Here is a 19361-nt window from a genome sequence, read left to right on the forward strand (position 1 = left end):
TCATGCAGATCCTAACGTGGCAGTCATTATCTGACGCAGAACAAAATCAAGCACTCGCTCGCTCCCCCATGGCACAAAGCCAACAGGTTGAGCAAGATGTGGAACAGATCATTAATACTGTTATCAATGAAGGCGATCAAGCCTTACAAAATTACAGTCAACAATTTGATGGAATAGCGTTAGAAACGATTAAACTTGATGACACTGCAATTAAGCAGGCCATAAACAATGTAAGCGATAACTTAAAAACGGCCATTGAACACGCGATGGAGAATATTCATCGTTTTCATCATGCTCAGCAGTTTCAACCTATCGACATTGCCTCTAATGGGATCCGCTGTGAACTTCGCTCAGAAGCCATTGACAAAGTCGGCTTGTATATTCCTGGGGGCAGTGCGCCACTTATTTCAACAGTGATGATGCTTGCGCTGCCTGCTAAAATTGCAGGTTGCCAACAGCGTGTGCTTGTGAGCCCACCTCCTATCGATGATGCGATTATTTATGCAGCACAAGCATGTGGAATTCAAGACATTTACCAAATTGGTGGAGCACAAGCTATCGCAGCACTCGCTTTTGGTACAGAGTCGGTACCAAAAGTAGACAAAATCTTTGGTCCAGGTAATCGCTTTGTCACCGAAGCGAAGCGCAGCGTCAGCCAAGATCCTCGTACCTTAGTCAGTATTGATATGCCAGCAGGCCCATCTGAAGTCTTAATCATCGCAGATAGCCATGCCAATCCTGATTTTGTGGCAGCCGACTTATTATCACAAGCTGAGCACGGTCCAGACTCGCAAGTTATTCTTGTAACTGACAGCATGGCATTAGCCCAGCAAGTTAATCTGGCGTTAAAGACGCAATTAGCACAACTGTCACGTGCTGATATTGCCTCACAAGCATTAACGCAAAGTCGCTCTATTGTTGTCAATAATTTAGCCGAGGCCGTACAAGTGTCAAATCGATATGGGCCAGAGCATTTAATCATTCAGACGCAATCACCTCGCACTTTGCTTGATAATATTCGCGCTGCTGGCTCGGTTTTCTTAGGCGCATATACGCCGGAGTCTGTCGGTGATTATGCCAGTGGAACCAATCACGTTTTACCCACCTATGGTTATAGTCGAACGGTATCCAGTCTATCATTAAGTGATTTTTGTCGCCGCTTTACCGTACAAGAACTGAGCCCGCAAGGCTTAGTCCACTTAAGCGATACTGTGATGACACTCGCAGCTGCTGAGCAACTCGATGCCCACAAGCATGCAGTGGCCATAAGACTGGCAAACATCAATACCCCTGATGACTCAGTAGCGTCTTAATCGACAAAGAATGACGGCACGACTCACTCAGTGCCATTAACAGGTTTTAACGAGGGACAAATAAGAATGACAATACCCAGCTCGCTAAATTTGGCTCAACGCCTTGCACGCCCAGAGTTATTGGCCCTTGAAGTTTATCAATCTGCTCGCAGAATTGGTGGACAAGGAGATATTTGGATTAATGCTAATGAGTCCCCGTTTAATAATTGTGATATTGCTAACATTAATCGTTATCCAGAATGTCAGCCCCCTTCTCTGTTAAAGGCATATAGCCAGTATGCCAATATCGACTCGAGTCAATTAATTGCCTGTCGAGGGGCAGATGAAGCCATTGAATTACTGATCCGCACTTTTTGCATTCCAGGGCAAGATAGTATTGCTATTTTTGGGCCCACCTATGGCATGTACGCTATCAGTGCTCGCACCTTTAATGTTGGCGTCAATGCATTATCTTTAACGCAAGATTATGATTTGCCTCAAGTGGATACTGCACAGATAAAAGATGCCAAATTGGTGTTTATCTGTAATCCTAATAACCCCACTGGCACCGTAATTGAAAAAGCTAAGCTGATTGAGACCATTCAACGCTTGCCCGATGCTATCATTGTCATTGATGAGGCTTATATTGAGTTCTGTCCTGAATTTAGTATGACTGATTTAATCGAGCAATACCCTAACCTTGTGGTGCTTCGCACCTTATCCAAAGCCTTTTCACTTGCTGGCGCACGTTGTGGTTTTTTACTGGCCAATACAGATATTATCGATATGGTCATGCGTGTCATTGCTCCTTATCCTATTTCAGAGCCAGTGAATCAAATTGCGACTCAAGCCTTAAGCCCACTCTCCTTGATAATGATGCAACAGCAAGTTGATGAACTGATTAACCAAGGTCAGCGATTAACGCAAGCTTTAAAAGAGATTGGCGCCCATCCCTTGCCCGCTTATGGCAATTATGTGTTAGCCGAGTTTGACGACATTGACACTGTCAAACAACAACTGACATCCGCCGGCATTGTCGCAAGGTGCTATAGCGATCCCCGTTTAGCAAACTACATTCGCTTTAGCTTTACGAATGAAGAACAAACCGATCGAGTGGTCCGTTTTTTACAACAAACATAAAGTCGCAAGGTCAATCAAACCCAAGAGTCTTTGATTGCATAATGCATTAACGATCAGATGTGAATTGAAAGGTAAGTACTAGCATGAAACAAAAAATACTTTTTATTGATAGAGATGGCACCATTATTGAAGAGCCTGTTACCGATAAACAAGTCGATAGCTTAACCAAATTGGTGTTTGAGCCAAATGTCATTCCAGCATTATTGACATTGCAAAAAGCAGGCTTTCGGCTTGTCATGGTCAGTAATCAAGACGGTTTAGGCACCCCTTCTTTTCCTAAAGATGACTTTGATGCTCCTCAAAATATGATGATGCAAATATTGCAAAGTCAAGGGGTTAAATTTGATGAAGTGCTCATTTGTCCTCACTTTAATGACGAAAACTGCAGTTGCCGTAAGCCTAAATTGGGACTAGTGAAAGACTACTTAACCCAAGGTAAAATCGACTTTACTCAATCTGCCGTTATTGGCGATAGAAGCACAGACTTAGGCCTGGCCGATGCGATGGGGATCCAAGGGTTGCAATATCACCCTCAAACACTCAATTGGGATAGTATTTGCGATAAATTACTCAGCCGCAATCGCATCGCCAGCGTCGTTCGTACCACAAAAGAAACCGATATTCGCGTCACAGTGGATCTCGACTCCAATCAAAAAGGAAAAATCGATACGGGGATCGGCTTTTTTGACCATATGCTAGATCAAATTTCTACCCATGGGCATTTTAAAATGGACGTAGCGGTCGATGGCGATCTTGAGATAGACGATCATCACAGTGTCGAGGACACCGCATTGGCCATTGGTGATGCACTTCGACAAGCCTTAGGGGATAAACGCGGCATTGCCCGTTTTGGCTTTAGTATTCCAATGGATGAAGCCGAAGCTCAATGTTTACTGGATTTATCCGGTCGCCCTTTCATTAAATTTACCGGAGAATTTGACCGTGAGATGGTGGGCAGCATGGCAACCGAAATGGTCCCCCATTTCTTCCGCTCTCTGTCTGACGGTCTACGTTGTACTTTGCATTTATCCACGATCGGTGATAACGATCATCATAAAGTAGAAAGTTTATTTAAAGTCTTTGGCCGAACATTGCGTCAAGCCATTACCATTGAAGGTGACACATTGCCTTCCAGTAAAGGTGTGTTATGAACCCGACACCATCGCAAAACCAAACTGTCGATACCACAGTAATTATTGATACCGGCTGCGCTAACCTCAGCTCGGTACGCTTTGCCTTTGAGCGCCTCAATCGCAATGAACATATTGAGACACAAATCTTAGTAACGGACAATCCAACACTCATAAAATCGGCCACCCGCGTGGTACTGCCCGGTGTCGGCAGTGCAAGCGCCGCGATGGCTTCGCTTAAGCAAAAACAGCTTATTGATGTCATCAAACACTTGACTCAACCCGTCCTTGGTGTCTGTTTAGGCATGCAAATGATGACAATTTTCTCAAGTGAGCGTGGCCAAGCCACTCAAGACTGTGAGTGCTTAGGGCTTATTCCCACCAAGATTACTGAACTTGATAGCCAAGGCGCCCCCTTGCCTCATATGGGCTGGAATCAAATTACGCCTGCTTCACACCCTTTATTTGATGGTATTGAAGCGGGTAGCTATGTGTATTTTGTTCACAGCTATCGCGCCCCAATCAGTGACGCTAGCATTGCAACCTGCAAGTATGGTGAGATCTTTAGTGCCGCCATTGCCAAAGATAATTTTATGGGCGTGCAATTTCACCCCGAAAAAAGCGCTCAAACGGGAGCTCAAATCCTCAATAACTTTATCAAGATGGACTGTCATACAGACTTTTCTCGGCCAGCCCAATTTCCCCGTTCCAATCCTATAGAGGCAAAGACATGATTATACCCGCTATTGATCTTATCGATGGGCAAGTTGTCCGCCTTTATCAAGGAGATTATGCACAACAAACCACGTTTAATCTCAGTCCATTAGCGCAGCTCAGTGCCTACCAAGCTCAAGGAGCTAATCTATTACATATTGTTGATTTAACTGGCGCTAAAGATCCTGATCAGCGACAAACAGCATTAATTAAGACCCTTGTTGATGAACTCAACACCCCTATTCAAGTGGGCGGTGGCATTCGTAGCGAAGCCCAAGTGATTGAGTTACTCAATTTAGGAGTCAGCCGAGTCGTCATTGGCTCTCTCGCCGTCAGCCAACCGGCGTTAGTGCAATCTTGGTTTGAAAAATATGGCGCCGATGCCATCTGTTTAGCCCTCGATGTCAACATTAATGAACAAGGTGAAAAAATCGTCGCCGTATCCGGTTGGCAAACTGGCGGCGGGAAAACCTTAGAATCCCTTGTTGCCCAATTTTCCCCGTTTGGCTTAAAACATGCTCTAGTCACCGACATTAGTAAAGATGGCACATTGACAGGCGCTAATACCCAACTTTATCAAGAAATTAGTCAACGTTATCCGAATATTCAATGGCAAGCATCAGGCGGGATTGCCACCCTTGATGATGTGGCGGCAGTCAGAGACAGTGGCGCAGCTGGGATCATTATCGGAAAAGCCTTATTAATCGATGCGTTTAATCTGAAAGACGCCATTCAATGCTGGCCCAATAACGAGGAGAATACGTCATGTTAGCTAAACGAATTGTCCCTTGCTTAGACGTCAAAGCAGGCAAAGTTGTTAAAGGCGTGCAATTTCGTAACCATGAAATTGTGGGGGATATTGTTCCTCTTTCAGCACGTTATGCAGCAGAAGGCGCCGATGAGCTGGTCTTTTACGACATTACCGCCAGCGCCCACGACAGAGTGATTGATAAATCTTGGGTCAGCCGCGTTGCTGAGCAAATTGATATTCCTTTTTGTGTTGCAGGTGGCATTAAAACCCTTGCTCAAGCTCGGCAGTTATTGGCTTACGGTGCAGATAAAATTTCCGTTAACTCCCCGGCATTAACCGATCCCTCTCTTATCGCCAGACTACAGGATGAATTTGGGCGCCAATGTATTGTGATAGGTATCGACTCCTATTTCGATCAAGCGAGTCAAAGCTATAGAGTCAAACAATTTACTGGGGATGAAGCGGCCACCAAAGACACCCAATGGTATACCCAAGACTGGGTAGAAGAAGTGCAAAAGCAAGGCTGTGGAGAAATTGTGCTCAACGTTATGAATCAAGACGGTGTTAGGCAAGGCTACGATCTCAAGCAATTATCCATTATCCGCCGTCTGTGTGACGTGCCCCTAATCGCTTCTGGCGGCGCAGGCACCATGGCACATTTTAAAGATGTTTTTCTTGAAGCAAATGTCGACGCCGCGCTGGCCGCCAGTGTATTTCATAAAGCCATTATCGATATTCAAGCATTAAAAGCGTATTTGCAACAAGAAGGCATTGCTATTAGACGCTAACACATTGGCAATAACAGACGTTATTGCTCAAATTTTATCAAGATAAACACAATAGCCCATAGTGCATTGGACTATCTGATACACAGGATTAGATTATGACAGACACGCTTATCACACAACTTGACTGGGACAAACAAGATGGCCTCATTCCCGCAGTCGTACAAAACCACCTCAGTGGCAAAGTCCTGATGCTTGGGTTTATGGATAAAGCCGCCTTAGAAAAAACCCTTAGCACCCAAGAGATCACTTTTTTCAGCCGCAGTAAACAACGATTATGGACCAAAGGTGAAAGCTCAGGCCATACCTTAACCTTAGTCAGTATTGATAAAGACTGTGATAATGACAGTTTATTAGTGCAAGCGTTACCCAATGGACCAACCTGCCATTTAGGCACAGAAAGTTGTTGGAAAGACGGTGAAAGTCACACGTTTATTGATAATCTGTCACAGCTTATCAGCAAGCGAAAAGGACAAGATCCTAAGAGTAGCTACACGGCCTATTTATTTGACCGTGGCACAAAACGTATCGCACAAAAAGTGGGTGAAGAAGGCTTAGAAACCGCACTCGCGGCAGCAACACACGATAAGCCTGAGCTAATCGATGAGGCATCAGATCTGCTTTACCACTTATTAGTGCTACTGGAAGATCAAAATTTAAGTTTAAGTGATATTACACAAAACTTGATGGCTCGCCACAACAAAGCTAAAAAAGCAGGTAAATAACCTAAACTAGGGGTAAGCTGCGTCGCTTAAGACCGCTCTGCCCCTGTCTGTGTTGTATTTTCCCTTATACCCTTTTCAAAAACATCCATTAGTATCGAAGACACCATCTCATACTACTAAGACTTATTCATTTAATTATCACTTTAAAATAGTACTTTTCCCCTACTTTTTTCATACTAATAAAAAAGGTAAACCACTTATACTGATCACAGTACACGATTTCGCTTCAACACGTTTAAGCCATCAGTAAAAGTGCTTAAGCAAGTGTAAAACAGCCTTCAATAAACATGTTCAACGCATAGCAAGATAAGAAAACAGAGCCTTATAGCACATTAAAATAAAGACATTAAGAGAATCAAAATAATGGCAGAATAAACATGGGATTAATCAAAAAAACCAAAGTACTATTCAAGCGTAAAGTCAGTCAACTGGCCGTGGTATACTATATTTTTATATCAGTACAAAATAAATATGCCACTGTACTGCTCTATAAACTGACCCATTCATACCCTATTTGCCGAAAGCTACATCTAGCTGACGTACTATCTGATAAAGAAAACCATCACATCGTCAAACAAAGGGTGCCAGTCAATATTAACCTCAAAAAATTGAAACACTTACCCGAAGACAGTTTTGGCTATCAATTATACTTACATGCTCAAACCACCCCTTTATTTAACCATCATAACCGGGACAAAAATGATTACGCCTACATTATTAATCGGCTTGTCGCCACCCATGATATTTATCATGTCCTGCTGGATGTGGATACGACATTTCATTCAGAGGCGCGCATTGCAGGGTTTAGCTCTATACAACATCCCTATTATTTAAGTCCAGTGATTAATGTTTGTGCTGGTTTAATCTGGTGCAGCTTAAATCACCCTCAAAGAGTCGCCCAGGTCATTGATGAATTTGTCAAAGGCCGCACCATAGGCAAAGCCTCAAAAAAAGTATTTCATATTGACTGGGAAAACTTATATGAAGAAAAAGCCGAGACGGTGAGAGCCGATCTTCAAATCAATCTTGAATAAAAAAATAGGAATTTTAGTCAACACGTTATACCCATACCAACAAATATTGATAGGGAAACATTATGAAATGGAAAGTATTTTGGATCCAAATAAAACTTAAATTATTATTTTTTTTTATTTTACCTTTATTGTCAAAAATTAAGTTTCACCTCATTGTCATAGACAAGCATAAAATTGTCGCTAGACTTCCCAATCATCGCATCAATAAAAATTTCTATCAAAGTATCTATTTTGGTGCTCAAGTAATGAAAGCCGAAGCACTACCATACATCTATTTTTATCATTTTTTCAAGCCTGTCCTCAAAGACTATCAGATCATCACTCAATCTTTTACCAGTCACTTTTATCGCAAAACTCATAGTCATTTATATTTGTCCATTAAACACAACAAAAAACAACTAGCACAATGCCTAGAACGTGCCAAACATTCTAGAGGTGAAACAGAGGACTTTGTTATTAATGGTTTTTGTTTTAAAAATAATCGTGCTCAACTAGCCTGTCAATTTTTTATAAAATTACATATCAAGTCTCTACATAAGGGGGAAAAACTCGCTAAAAAGTAATCAATAAAGTGATCTTTATCTTGTATTGAGAACTCTGTTTTTTAAGGCCACATTTGTTGCACTCTCTTAGTGTTGGCACATTTAACTTCTGCTACAATCCGCTGCAAATTAAGCCCACTCCTTTCATATATAGGTATCCCGTAATGAACCTTGCTGATAAAGTCTTAGTCGTTAATGATAATCTTCCTATTCGTACCGAAAAACCCGTCCATTCTGGCAAAGTGCGTAGTGTTTATTGGTTAACTGACAGCGACAGTGCCCGTTTAATTTCAGAAAAAGGCTACGATGTGCCTGCCGATACGCCTCTGGCCATTATGGTTATCAGCGATCGTATTTCCGCTTTTGATTGTATTTGGCGAGGCGAGGATGGATTAAATGGTGTACCAGGTAAAGGAATGGCATTGAATGCCATTTCAAATCATTGGTTTACTTTATTTAAAGAAAAAGGCTTAGCCGATAGCCATATTTTAGATATTCCCCATCCATTAGTATGGATAGTACAAAAAGCCCGCCCAGTGATGATAGAAGCCATTGCCCGCCAATATATCACAGGTTCAATGTGGCGCAGTTATACTCAAGGGGAGCGGAACTTCTGTGGGATCACCTTACCAGAAGGCCTGAATAAAGATCAGAAATTGCCTGAATTACTGATCACACCATCAACAAAAGGAATATTGACAGGCCTTGAAGGCGTACCAGAAGCCGATGATGTGAATGTCTCTCGCGCCGATATTTTACGCCACCTAAAAGGCTTTCATTTTAATCATGAGCAGGACGTTGATTTATATGAGAAGCTGTTAACAGAAGGCTTTGATGTTATTAGCGAAGCATTAGCTAAACAAAATGAAATTTTTGTCGATACTAAATTTGAATTTGGCTATGTTAAAGATACACAAGGCAATGACAAATTGATTTATATGGACGAAGTCGGTACCCCAGATAGCTCCAGAATATGGGAAGGCAATGCATTCTCACAAGGCAAGGTTATCGAACAGTCTAAAGAAGGCTTTAGGCAATGGTTGCTCAATCATTTCCCTGAGCCAGACATTCTGCTCAATAAAAACCGTATGCCAGAGCGTTTAGCATTAGCAGCAGACAACCTGTTACCACAAGAAATTATGATGATGATTTCAGATACTTATATCGGTATCGCTGAAAAAATTATCGGCAAACGTTTATCGATAAGCCTCAATCCCAAACAAGAAATCATTGATGTATTACGCGATGAATATCGATTAATTGATTAATCAATAAGAACGTTGAGTGTTATGTACTAAGCTATACATAACACTCATACTGAGTTCTTTAAATGGCCTTTTTAACTAAGGGACATTAACTAAGAGGCATTAACTAAGAGACAAAAAGCCCTTTATGTTAATCCATTTGGGAAAGTACGCCCAATTCACGCCATTGATCCCCATTTCAGCAGTCAAACTTGTACATATCCCCAAGTGGCATGATCTCAATCAGAAATAAAAACAGCCTGCTGCTGAGGTGCATTCCATCCCATCATGTTATAAATAAAATATCGCCAATACCCCACATATTCATGAAGTGCAAAATCCGTTAATGCAAATGCATAGCCCGTCGGCAACCACGAAACCGACACATTAAGATAATCAGCCCTGAATGGAATGGCATTAATGCCAAAATGGTTAAAATACAGCTCACTGCGACGCAAATGCAAAGCAGATGTCATTAACACGCTAATACTATTTTGCTCCGTGAAAGGTGAGAAATCATGATCAGACACTAAAATTTGCCTCGTGAACTGGGCATTTTGCCAAGTATTAAGGCTATTGGGCTCAGTAATCATCACTTTTTCTGGCACCCCTAAGTCCACTAACCAATCTTGATACACTTTGGCTTCACTCATACCGTTATGTGAAGGGTCGCCACCACTGATAATTATCCAACACTCTTGCTTAGACTGATGGCAATCTTGATATTGCACCGCGGTTTCCACAATGCGGCCATAGGCAAATAAAGGCGGTTCTACCTCTCCTGTACCGGGGATCTTAATGGTTCCAGCCCCAAGCAAAATAATCACATTATGACTCGCCCACTGCAGATTGGGCTTACGCTGATAATCTTGTTGCAACTGCATGAGTAAATATCGCGGCACCACTCCATTACCAATCAGAAAAAACAGTATCACTGTTAATATACTCAGCCCATAAGCGCTCTTTCGATATTGACACTTAAAACATAACCCTATCAATAGCACTAAAATAACCAACAATATTAAGCTCATGTCTTTACCTTATTATTCCTGCCTAACAATCCCACCCCTAAAATAACCAAATAAGGTGCCTAAACCATAGTAAATCGTGTAGGCCTCATTCAATATGCTCACGGCTAAACTTGTTGTGATAACTGGCCCTAAAGTGCCTATAATGGCCACCCGATCGGCTCCCAGCTCGGCAACTGCTCGACTGTTCAAAAAAGTAGAATTAACTTTACAAACAATGACTATCGCCACACTTAACTTCATAACAGGTAAAGGCACAGCCAGTGCACTCACATTATGCGTTACAAAAATGACTTCATTGTTTATGTATATTCCCCTTCAGTGACTGACTCAGTCCAATGCATCAATCACTATTGTTGACCCCTTATCTTTAGCGCATTATTTAGAGCATTGAACTGATTAAAGCTTATTACAAGCCTGAATCACTACATGAATAACCAATGATGATTAAAATATTTATCCTTTCAAACCAATTATTCACTTTCTTTTGTCGCTGAAAGACTCACGACGAGCAACTAAGATGAGACAATCCACCCACCTCAAAAAACTCAAGGGGTTTTAACCGATAATATTTATCCTCTATCGCCTTAGACTGCTCTGCGTATGGCTGACTCATCACCGCCTGCAGCTCACGAATAAGAGCATAATTGCCCGCCGCAGCTTGCTCATAAGCTGGCACCATAAACCATTCTCGTAAAATATATTTGGGGTTAACGAGCTTCATTTGCCTAGCAATCTCCTCACGAGAACGAGTCGAGGTGCCACTCCCGTCACTGGCAATATTAAGCAGCATTTTCCATTTTTCAAGCCACGCAGCCCAGAGTATATCCCTCTCTTTAGGCCCCCTTTTTTTGAGTTCAGTCTCTGAGGCGTTATTATTGTCTAAACCACTATAAAAACTTTTCTTGAGTGGTCCAATGTCGTCAGGTATCGACGAGAGCTCACGAAAGAAAATAGTGTAATCCAGCGGCGTTTCCATCATGAGGGTGTCAAGCTCACTGAGCAATGCTCCAAAAAGATGCTTTTCAGACTCCGTTAAAGTGCCTATCTCTTGCACTACACCTAACTTGGCCGCCCACATTGTTGTCATTCGCATTTGCATGTTTATGGAAAATTTACGTTCAATCTCATCAAGCGCGAACAAACAGTCATCACAGTCATCCTGATCTGACGCCAGTAACGGCCGTAGCGCAGAACAAAACATGGCAAAGTTGCGTTGCGCGGCATTAGGTTGATTCATAAATGAGAAATGATGACCGCCCCCTGTCCAAGGTTGATAATACGGGTTAAATACATCGCAAAAGCCAAAGGGACCATAATCAAGAGTAAAACCGCCGACAGCGCAGTTATCACTGTTGAAATTTCCCTGACAAAAGCCGACGCGAGTCCAGTTAGCAACCAATGATGTGAGACGGTATTGAAATTCCTGCGCCAGCAACACTACTTTTTCTGGCGTGGAGAGTTGACTATCAATAACCTCAGCGTACTCACGTTCAATCAAATGAAGTACCATTTTTTCAAGTTCTTCCATCGCTTGAGGATGTGCATTATGACGGGTACGGCGAGCAAAAAGTTCAAGTTGACCCACGCGAATAAACGACGATGCGACACGTGTCGAGATGGCAACGGGTTCAGAGATCAACCTATCGGGATCGGTGGAGTGCGAATCCTTTGAGTACCATGGTCGCTTAACCTGCTCCGTTTTCGACACATACAAACTCAACGACCGTGATGTGGGCACACCCAATGCATGCATGTGCTCTTGCGCTAAGAATTCACGAACACTGGATCGCAACACAGCGCGGCCATCCGCGCCACGACAATATGGCGTCCGACCGCCGCCTTTGAGCTGCATTTCCCAACGTCGCCCCTTAATAACGGCCTCAAGCACAGAAATGGCTCGACCGTCTCCATATCCATTCCCCGTCTGAAACGGGCACTGTTGTATATATTCCGTGCCGTAAATAGACAATGCGTAGCCAGTCGCCCAACCCGTTTTGCGCATCGGCTCTGGCACCTGAGAAATATCGCCACAAAACATTTGAACGAAATCTTCAGACTCGGCCATACTGTCGGCAAAACCAAGCTCACAGAAAAATGCTTTACTGTGCGTGACATATTCAGGGCTTTTAATTGGCGTTGGATTAACAGGGACATAATGGCCCGAAAAAACTTGCCTAGGCGCGTGATCAACGCCGTTTGCAGTCGCATCTGGATCGCAGTTAAGCGTGTCCATAAAAGAATAATCTGTCCATTTCGCAAGCTCATTGAGCGTCGATATGGTTGAGGAGGTTTTCTGAGGCAATCGATTTGTCATGGTTATTCATACTTAGGGTTATTCATCCCCTAACTCACCAAATAAATTTATATATTGTGTATCTTAACTAAAAAAGAACACCATCACCAAACACACTCCCCTGCAGATTAAATTTAAATAAACTGAACTCGGAATAATGAGCGACAAGTAACATAAAAATCAATTTAAAATCAAAACTTAATAACACTCTCATGATTTTCTATTTTTTAATTTGCCTGCTTATCCCGAGTTCAGGATAAATAACCAATCCCTAACGGCTTAAATTTTTATCTAATATAGGCTTAATAATCGTACCCACAACAACTGCCATAACAAATGCCAACGGCAATGCTGCTAACATAGCAGAACCTATGGCTATAAAAAATAAGCCCCCTTGAGCTAAACCGACAGTATTAAACGCCGTGATACTTGCTAAGATGGTTTGCATACAAAGCGCCATGCATAAACCAAAGATAAGGTTTTTCTTTTTCATGGATAAACGAGAAAATAGTGCTTTTACCACTTTATCTATTATCACCATTAATAACCCTCCTATCGGAGCCATAACCAACATTGCCATGGCAAAAGAGCGTCCCCAATTCCCTAAAAAATCCTGACTCAAACCTATATTGACATAAGTCATTAATCCTGTGAAAAAACCGCCTATGAGCCCAGTCATCAATACCATGATTAAGACTTTCTTCCACTTCCTCATAGCTAGATTTTCTTTATGTGCTGACGGTTCTTGCAATCCACTCGTTGTTGACACCATTTCTATTCCCTATTTTCACTTTACTCAGTGCTTAGAAAGTTGATAATATTAACTATCTAAAAAATAGTTGACAATGTCAACTAAAACCTTGGCGATCTAAATGAATAACATGCAAATCCACGAAGCCATTTTTCGGTTAGCTTATGATATTAAAAGCCATTTCTCAGATATTCAGGCTTGTAATAAAATAGATTTAGCCCCAATGCATATGCGAGCATTGCGGGTTATTTGGTCACAAAACAATACCACTGCACATGATATAGCCTTGGTTCTGAAACGTGATAAAGCTCAAATCGCTCGATTAGTCACAAAATTGCTAACTGAACATTTTATTGAAAAACAAGCGAACCCTAATGATAAACGCAGTCAATTCTTATCATTAACAAACAAAGGCCGTCAGCTTTTTGAACGCTTTGAAGCAAAAGAGAAGTTACTCATTGAAGACATGACACAAGAGATTAGCGCACAAGATCTAGAGACATTTTTAAAGGTATCTCAACAGCTCTCTCAAAACTTATTGACAATAAAAAGCTAAACACAGCTTTATTAATTTACTGTGGCTCGTGGCTTAATTTGGGCAAGCAGTTTAATCGATAAGCTGGCTTCTTTTTTAATATTAAAGTCCCATCCCGCACTCGAAAGTTGACGAGCGATGAGTCTATCTCAGCCCAATTGACTAAATCAATACGGCGCTAGCGAGCAACGTGCCGACCTCGTTGACCTATCCTTGAAAATGCCGAACTTAAGGGGAAATATCCTAAAACATAATCATATCGGCCACTCTGTGCTATCACAATGAGCGCATGATAATCAACTATTCGTGCAAGCTTTGCTACTCAGGGACAAAGTCAGCCACGAACTGCTCTACCAATAACACCACAACTAGAGCATCCGTTGAAAAAAACCCTTTTGACAGTTCGGCTAACAGTTCGGCCAACTCAGCTATCCCATTAGATATAGCATAAGGAGCCCCCACCAGCTTGACTGCTAACACTAGTAATAGTGGTAATAGTGGTAATACTGTATAAGTCATTTTGTTTGGCCATGATCACATCACCGTATTAACTTTTAAACTTGAGCTCATTCAACAAATAGTCTGCCAGTATTGCGGCGCCAGCACCTAATACCATGACCACAGAGATTAATGTCGCCTGCCAAGGCCAACCAACGAATGAGAAAGCCCCATCAGACTCAATGACAAAAGATGTCATCGGTTGACCTATCTCTCGGGCCAACTTAAATAATGCAGGCTCACTCAACCTGCTCTCCAGTACAACCACTCCGCAAGGACTGCCCAGTGAGACTCATAAAGAGGTCATAAACAACCTTGATAAACCAACTTCCTAAAGTGCCACCCACATTATATCGACCTTTCCCTCGACAACCACGGCTCTTTATTAACTAAGAACCCAGTCAAAAACTTACACATAACACATTGTATTATTGAACTTTACCATACTAAGTTTAATCATTCAGTCTTAATATTAGACAATAACTGTAGATGCACTGATTATTTTACAGACAATAATAATGACTGTTTTGGTTATTCATTGGTTGCTTTTCAGTACAAGCACTTTGGGTGAGTATGAGGAAAATATGTCCCCAACATCGAGACCAATGACTAAAACTGAGTAAGTCAGAATAAAGGCGTTAATTTTAATAACCAAGACCTACTATGAGCTTAGCTAGGTTTCTATCTAATTATGCAAAAGTAAAAAACAGATGAAACAAGCTTGACTATAAGTGAGCGTCCATATTTGCCTTGATTGATTAATTTAGTTATTGTTTTTTTAATAAAAAAGGATGAGAAGTATTATCCTTAAATCAGCACAGGGATAATATTCATCCTTCTTACATAGTGACTATGATTAGGCCACTTTTGTCTGATCCACTGATGTCGATTCAATCTGAACCTTACAATTAGGCACATTAATCCACTCACCAGACATCGAATCCCTAAAGCGGAAACGACCAGTCCCTTCAGCCTCTTTGGTATTACCTAATTGAAATTCAAATTCTAGATTTTCATAGGTCAAACAGCCTGATTTGCCCATGCCTACGCCGATATATAACGGCATTGGCGCACCTAAAACTAATAAAGGTAAAATATGCCCTCCAACGGTTGAAAATACGTTTAAAGGGGGGTTTATCGCTTGAAATACCTTACCTAAACCTGAAAAATTTAAGGTGTCAGAATTTTCAACTAAATCAAGCGTCAGTGAATACCCCCCATCTAAACCGGTTGTTAACACGATTTGTTGAGTAATGACTGCATGCTCCGCGTTTTTCTTTTCGTATTCCATGGTGCTACCTCTACAAAAAATACTTTTTATGGTATTGCTTCTCTATACCACTGAAAAATGAGCAGTATGAAACAATGCATTCTTAGCCAGTGTGGCAATAACATTATAGAAAAAAGCTCTGATAAAAATATTACAGCTTATTACAGCCATTAAAGGATTAATTCAACCTTCTCTCTTAATCCACTTAAGTATCTGAATCAAGAATACTAAAAAACAATATACATAATAATATCGACGAGTAAGGTAAACTCATTTACAAAGCACCAATACTAAACTGGATAGCATGTCATTGACTCTGAGGCTTTGTCGCTCTGTCGCTATCTCTAAATCAATGAATAGAATATGAGGTATAAGGAGCAAAACTCATCTCATTAAACCCAACTCTTCCTTATAAAATGATGTTAATACTGCCGCTTTGAGCGAGTATAAGTCGCTAACATCGAAACAAGTGACCAAAACAGAGTCAGTAAGAAAAAGAAGTTAATTTTAAACTCAAAACCTACCATGGCCTTGGCTAATACCAATTTGATTAAATAGGTAGTCATTCCGCGGGAAGTCAAAATACGATAGACAAGGTCGTTAATTGCTCTTGCTTTGACAGACATTCCCACCATCTGATGTTTACGAATGAACAAGTGCCGTGTTCATATGGGTGTGAATGAACGGCCATGGCGGTCGCGGTGACTTGAAGCTAATCGTTATTCTCGACTTGGGTTCCAACGTCGCCCTATCTTCTCCATCCTTGGAGTCGTATATCTAAAGTCACTAACCCAGTGTAGCGAATGTTGACACCCTCACTAAGTGAGCCTCTCAAGCATTCCACTTCTGTGTTGCATAACCTCTTAAGGGAGCAACCATTCTTTCAGTCATGCGTCTTGAACTGAACCCACTGAGAGGCGCTGAATTAATCAATTATTTAATCAATTTGGTATTAGATAAGTTTATGTTTATATCAAAATAAGACTTGTCGATGGATAAATAAGCTATCACTGCCTAATCTTATAAACAATAAGGCAATGTGAACCCATGTCTAAAGGTAAAATAACAAATGAAAACTTTCTCGTTATGGTTAATGTTAAGTGTAATTTTGTTGGTAAGTGGCTGTAATGATGATAATACTTTTACACATTCTGATATTTGTACTTCAACGACTAGCGGTATTAAAACGGGGGTATTACTTGATAATGGCCCCGTTAGTCAAATTGCATATGTGACACAGACTCAAAGGGGAGTTACAAATAATCTAGGAGAGTTCCATTATCGACAAGGAGAAACAATCCGTTTTTATCTTGGCAGTGAAGATAATAGCTTAATCCTACCAAAATTGAATACGAGTCATATTATCAGTTTAGCCAGTTGGTATGACCATTATAATAATCGCAATATTGTGATAAACATTAAAAGATTGTTAATGACATTGGATGAAGACTCAGACAGTACTAATGGGATTCAACTCATCGATGTGAGTGATATTGCAACTGATGCTAACGCTATGGTTGATTTTTCTGCGAATACTGATGACTTTGAGATGAGCTTATTACTTTTTAATGAGTTGAAATCGGCTTTTTTGGCAAATACAGGAGTCGGTCAATTAATATCAACATCTTCTGCTGCGGTGGCGTTTAATCGTTATATCGAGCCACAAACGGATTTTTACGATCCTTCCGATCTCACAATAGTGCCACAGCCTCATGAATTCCGAGCGACTGATTTTGATTATTGTAATACTAGTGATAACTCGACCTATTATTTAGTCTATGAAAATAAAGCACTTGAAAAAGAATTAATCAATAAGCAGCGTATTACAAAAGTAGAAAATATTTATAATCGTTCTAAAGAGCAAGTGTTTAACTTAGATATGACTTCGGATAATACTGACTATATTATTAAAAAAGACGAGGATAATATTGTCAGTTTTACTCGTGCTGGGGAGACGCAAGGTCATTATACGAGCTTTACCGAGCCAGTTTTATTAACAAAAGAAGATTTAAAAGAACTGTATATTCAGGAACTGGGTTTAACGCCGGCTGAAAGGGCACTGATTTACCCTGTTTTTCCTTATATTGCGTTTCCGCCTTATGCTCAAAGTATTTATAGCACCACGCTTATTTATAATACGGCAACACCGAATGGTGATCTTATTGAAGTTTCAGCCTATGTGGCATTTCCTGTTCTTTTAGAGTCACAATTATCTGATAGTCATACTATTCCCATATTAAGTTATCAAAAATACACCGGCGAAAATGTGGGTAAAGCAGACAGTGCGGCACAGTTACTGGGTAATTTAGCAGCATCTAATGGTTATGCGGTTGTTGCCTCTTACTATTTGGGTAATGGCGTGGCAGTAGATGCAACGCCAGCTTATTTAATCGAAGATGCCGCAGCAACATTTAGTCTGGATGCGCTTAAAGCATTCGAGCAATTTTATAATGACTATTATTCAGAGTTTTTAACCCCTCTAACTCAAATTGATATCAGCAGTGAACCTATAACTTTACTTGGTTATTCCCAAGGCGGACATTCAACCATAGCACTAATGTTACGTTTTTTATACGAAGAATATACTAATTTAGCAGCAGTATGGGCTGGAGAAGGGCCTTATAACATTCTGGATACTATGAATGGTATGATAGCAGCTTATTTTGATAATACAGATGACACATATTTAAATTATAGCGAGTATTCTTTAGTACCTTATCAAGCCGCTTTTTTGAAAGATTATATTTTACCTGGGTTTAGAGAGTATTATGGATTAGAAATCAATGATGATGATGTTTTTTTGGAAACTAATTTATTGGATAATATCGTTTATACGATAAAACCAAGTTTTGGCTTAGACTATGTCTACACACATAAATACGACACATTAAAGTCACTATTATTTAAAAATAGCTTGACGAGTATATCAGAGATCACTTTACTCGATAGTCCTACAGGTAACGATGTGTCGCTTCAAGACTATATGTTAGATAATGACATAGATTACCCTATTTATTTATATCAGTATGAAGCTGACGTATTGGTTACCGAAGGCAATTATGATGATATGGCAAGCTTACTCGAAGGTGATGTAATTAATAATATTGGGAGTTCTCGCGGAGTATGTGAAGTCACTGAAGAAGGCATTATTGCCGCTCTTGATCAAAAGATATTAAATTTGCTTGTTGTTGATCCTTCAGGTTCACATGTTTTATGTGGATTTTATCTGTTAAACGACTTTATTGGCAGCTTTGCAGAGTAATAGTATGTCAATATGTGGATTGATAAAAATGAACGGCAACAATATCAATGTAGACATCCATAATTAATTTTATAACGCCATAACCCAAAATCTACACCTCAAGATCTACTATTCGTTCTTTACCATTAATTATAAAGGTTAATCTAACATCAAAAAGATTGGTCAATCTATGAAAAATTTGATTTATGTGGAATTTCATGCAAAGTAAATCACTGAACTAATTTTCAGAAGTTGTTCAGCATAATAAAAGAACGGTATGGTTTAATGCTAAAAATGAATACTCATCGAATCCCGTTAAGCACTATCGAGCCAACGAAGGCAGCTCCCAACACCTTGACGTCGTTTTCGCTCTAAATGCGCACAA

The 19361-nt window shown here is 40.6% G+C and carries 20 protein-coding genes; 12 read left to right on the forward strand and 8 right to left on the reverse strand.

From position 1 onward, the window contains the following. Nucleotides 1–2: 2 nt before the first annotated feature. The 10 genes from hisD (at nt 3) to Q0976_RS17590 (ending at nt 9381) form a co-directional block, all read left to right on the forward strand. A complete protein-coding gene (gene hisD / locus Q0976_RS17545) occupies nt 3–1313 on the forward strand; it encodes a histidinol dehydrogenase (RefSeq protein WP_299495170.1) in 1311 nt (436 codons plus the stop codon). Nucleotides 1314–1379: 66 nt separating this feature from the next. Further along, nucleotides 1380–2432, forward strand: coding sequence for a histidinol-phosphate transaminase (hisC, locus tag Q0976_RS17550; protein WP_299495171.1), 1053 nt, complete (start codon nt 1380–1382; stop codon nt 2430–2432). An 83-nt stretch (nt 2433–2515) separates the two neighbouring features. After that, entirely contained in the window at nt 2516–3583 is a 1068-nt protein-coding gene (gene hisB / locus Q0976_RS17555; protein ID WP_299495172.1) for a bifunctional histidinol-phosphatase/imidazoleglycerol-phosphate dehydratase HisB, read from the forward strand. Beyond that, entirely contained in the window at nt 3580–4296 is a 717-nt protein-coding gene (gene hisH, locus Q0976_RS17560) for an imidazole glycerol phosphate synthase subunit HisH (RefSeq protein ID WP_299495173.1), read from the forward strand. The genes hisB and hisH overlap by 4 nt, the downstream gene beginning before the upstream one ends. Then, on the forward strand, nt 4293–5048 hold the full coding sequence (gene hisA / locus Q0976_RS17565; protein WP_299495174.1) for a 1-(5-phosphoribosyl)-5-[(5-phosphoribosylamino)methylideneamino]imidazole-4-carboxamide isomerase: 756 nt from the start codon (nt 4293–4295) through the stop codon (nt 5046–5048). The genes hisH and hisA overlap by 4 nt, the downstream gene beginning before the upstream one ends. Then, nucleotides 5042–5815 (forward strand): imidazole glycerol phosphate synthase subunit HisF, encoded by a 774-nt coding sequence (hisF, locus tag Q0976_RS17570; RefSeq protein WP_299495175.1) that lies wholly within the window; start codon nt 5042–5044, stop codon nt 5813–5815. Before hisA ends, hisF begins: the two co-directional genes overlap by 7 nt. 95 nt (nt 5816–5910) lie before the next feature. Next, nucleotides 5911–6537, forward strand: coding sequence for a bifunctional phosphoribosyl-AMP cyclohydrolase/phosphoribosyl-ATP diphosphatase HisIE (gene hisIE, locus Q0976_RS17575; protein ID WP_299495176.1), 627 nt, complete (start codon nt 5911–5913; stop codon nt 6535–6537). Between the two features lie 377 nt (nt 6538–6914). Further along, complete coding sequence (locus Q0976_RS17580) at nt 6915–7571, forward strand: Coq4 family protein (RefSeq protein ID WP_299495177.1); 657 nt, start codon at nt 6915–6917, stop codon at nt 7569–7571. 62 nt (nt 7572–7633) lie between these two features. After that, a complete protein-coding gene (locus tag Q0976_RS17585) occupies nt 7634–8134 on the forward strand; it encodes a hypothetical protein (RefSeq protein ID WP_299495178.1) in 501 nt (166 codons plus the stop codon). Nucleotides 8135–8277: 143 nt separating this feature from the next. Further along, complete coding sequence (locus Q0976_RS17590) at nt 8278–9381, forward strand: phosphoribosylaminoimidazolesuccinocarboxamide synthase (protein WP_299495179.1); 1104 nt, start codon at nt 8278–8280, stop codon at nt 9379–9381. 215 nt (nt 9382–9596) lie between these two features. On the opposite strand, the gene Q0976_RS17595 is transcribed toward Q0976_RS17590, so the two are convergent. From Q0976_RS17595 to Q0976_RS17610, 4 genes are all read right to left on the reverse strand, one after another. Further along, a complete protein-coding gene (locus tag Q0976_RS17595; RefSeq protein ID WP_299495180.1) occupies nt 9597–10388 on the reverse strand; it encodes a YdcF family protein in 792 nt (263 codons plus the stop codon). 12 nt (nt 10389–10400) lie between these two features. Continuing rightward, a complete protein-coding gene (locus Q0976_RS17600; protein WP_299495181.1) occupies nt 10401–10658 on the reverse strand; it encodes a hypothetical protein in 258 nt (85 codons plus the stop codon). A gap of 229 nt (nt 10659–10887) precedes the next feature. Beyond that, nucleotides 10888–12702, reverse strand: coding sequence for a protein adenylyltransferase SelO family protein (locus Q0976_RS17605; protein ID WP_299495182.1), 1815 nt, complete (start codon nt 12700–12702; stop codon nt 10888–10890). 250 nt (nt 12703–12952) lie between these two features. Continuing rightward, nucleotides 12953–13453, reverse strand: a complete 501-nt coding sequence (locus Q0976_RS17610) for a DUF2798 domain-containing protein (protein ID WP_299495183.1) — start codon at nt 13451–13453, stop codon at nt 12953–12955. Between the two features lie 100 nt (nt 13454–13553). Between Q0976_RS17610 and Q0976_RS17615 the strand changes: the two genes are divergently transcribed. Further along, a complete protein-coding gene (locus Q0976_RS17615) occupies nt 13554–13988 on the forward strand; it encodes a MarR family transcriptional regulator (RefSeq protein WP_299495184.1) in 435 nt (144 codons plus the stop codon). A 297-nt stretch (nt 13989–14285) separates the two neighbouring features. Here Q0976_RS17615 and Q0976_RS17620 read toward each other — a convergent pair whose 3' ends face one another. The 4 genes from Q0976_RS17620 to Q0976_RS17635 all read right to left on the reverse strand — a co-directional run bounded on the left by Q0976_RS17620 (nt 14286) and on the right by Q0976_RS17635 (nt 16361). Beyond that, nucleotides 14286–14486 (reverse strand): hypothetical protein, encoded by a 201-nt coding sequence (locus tag Q0976_RS17620; RefSeq protein ID WP_299495185.1) that lies wholly within the window; start codon nt 14484–14486, stop codon nt 14286–14288. A 28-nt stretch (nt 14487–14514) separates the two neighbouring features. After that, nucleotides 14515–14712, reverse strand: coding sequence for a hypothetical protein (locus Q0976_RS17625; RefSeq protein WP_366525082.1), 198 nt, complete (start codon nt 14710–14712; stop codon nt 14515–14517). 609 nt (nt 14713–15321) lie between these two features. Continuing rightward, nucleotides 15322–15756 (reverse strand): DUF1842 domain-containing protein, encoded by a 435-nt coding sequence (locus tag Q0976_RS17630; RefSeq protein WP_299495186.1) that lies wholly within the window; start codon nt 15754–15756, stop codon nt 15322–15324. A 401-nt stretch (nt 15757–16157) separates the two neighbouring features. Next, on the reverse strand, nt 16158–16361 hold the full coding sequence (locus Q0976_RS17635) for a hypothetical protein (RefSeq protein WP_299495187.1): 204 nt from the start codon (nt 16359–16361) through the stop codon (nt 16158–16160). Nucleotides 16362–16804: 443 nt separating this feature from the next. Between Q0976_RS17635 and Q0976_RS17640 the strand changes: the two genes are divergently transcribed. Continuing rightward, the gene (locus Q0976_RS17640; RefSeq protein WP_299495188.1) at nt 16805–18997 is read left to right on the forward strand and encodes a hypothetical protein; all 2193 of its coding nucleotides are present in this window, start codon (nt 16805–16807) and stop codon (nt 18995–18997) included. The last annotated feature ends 364 nt before the right edge of the window (nt 18998–19361 follow it).

Origin of the sequence: uncultured Shewanella sp., from assembly GCF_947501665.1 — a bacterium.
Classification (GTDB): domain Bacteria; phylum Pseudomonadota; class Gammaproteobacteria; order Enterobacterales; family Shewanellaceae; genus Shewanella.

Coding starts and splice junctions, on each gene's coding strand:
- hisD (WP_299495170.1), top strand. CDS start 3: ATGCAGATCCTAACGTGGCAGTCATTATCTGACGCAGAACAAAATCAA.
- hisC (WP_299495171.1), top strand. CDS start 1,380: ATGACAATACCCAGCTCGCTAAATTTGGCTCAACGCCTTGCACGCCCA.
- hisB (WP_299495172.1), top strand. CDS start 2,516: ATGAAACAAAAAATACTTTTTATTGATAGAGATGGCACCATTATTGAA.
- hisH (WP_299495173.1), top strand. CDS start 3,580: ATGAACCCGACACCATCGCAAAACCAAACTGTCGATACCACAGTAATT.
- hisA (WP_299495174.1), top strand. CDS start 4,293: ATGATTATACCCGCTATTGATCTTATCGATGGGCAAGTTGTCCGCCTT.
- hisF (WP_299495175.1), top strand. CDS start 5,042: ATGTTAGCTAAACGAATTGTCCCTTGCTTAGACGTCAAAGCAGGCAAA.
- hisIE (WP_299495176.1), top strand. CDS start 5,911: ATGACAGACACGCTTATCACACAACTTGACTGGGACAAACAAGATGGC.
- Q0976_RS17580 (WP_299495177.1), top strand. CDS start 6,915: ATGGGATTAATCAAAAAAACCAAAGTACTATTCAAGCGTAAAGTCAGT.
- Q0976_RS17585 (WP_299495178.1), top strand. CDS start 7,634: ATGAAATGGAAAGTATTTTGGATCCAAATAAAACTTAAATTATTATTT.
- Q0976_RS17590 (WP_299495179.1), top strand. CDS start 8,278: ATGAACCTTGCTGATAAAGTCTTAGTCGTTAATGATAATCTTCCTATT.
- Q0976_RS17595 (WP_299495180.1), bottom strand. CDS start 10,388: ATGAGCTTAATATTGTTGGTTATTTTAGTGCTATTGATAGGGTTATGT.
- Q0976_RS17605 (WP_299495182.1), bottom strand. CDS start 12,702: ATGACAAATCGATTGCCTCAGAAAACCTCCTCAACCATATCGACGCTC.
- Q0976_RS17610 (WP_299495183.1), bottom strand. CDS start 13,453: ATGGTGTCAACAACGAGTGGATTGCAAGAACCGTCAGCACATAAAGAA.
- Q0976_RS17615 (WP_299495184.1), top strand. CDS start 13,554: ATGAATAACATGCAAATCCACGAAGCCATTTTTCGGTTAGCTTATGAT.
- Q0976_RS17620 (WP_299495185.1), bottom strand. CDS start 14,486: ATGACTTATACAGTATTACCACTATTACCACTATTACTAGTGTTAGCA.
- Q0976_RS17630 (WP_299495186.1), bottom strand. CDS start 15,756: ATGGAATACGAAAAGAAAAACGCGGAGCATGCAGTCATTACTCAACAA.
- Q0976_RS17635 (WP_299495187.1), bottom strand. CDS start 16,361: ATGTCTGTCAAAGCAAGAGCAATTAACGACCTTGTCTATCGTATTTTG.
- Q0976_RS17640 (WP_299495188.1), top strand. CDS start 16,805: ATGAAAACTTTCTCGTTATGGTTAATGTTAAGTGTAATTTTGTTGGTA.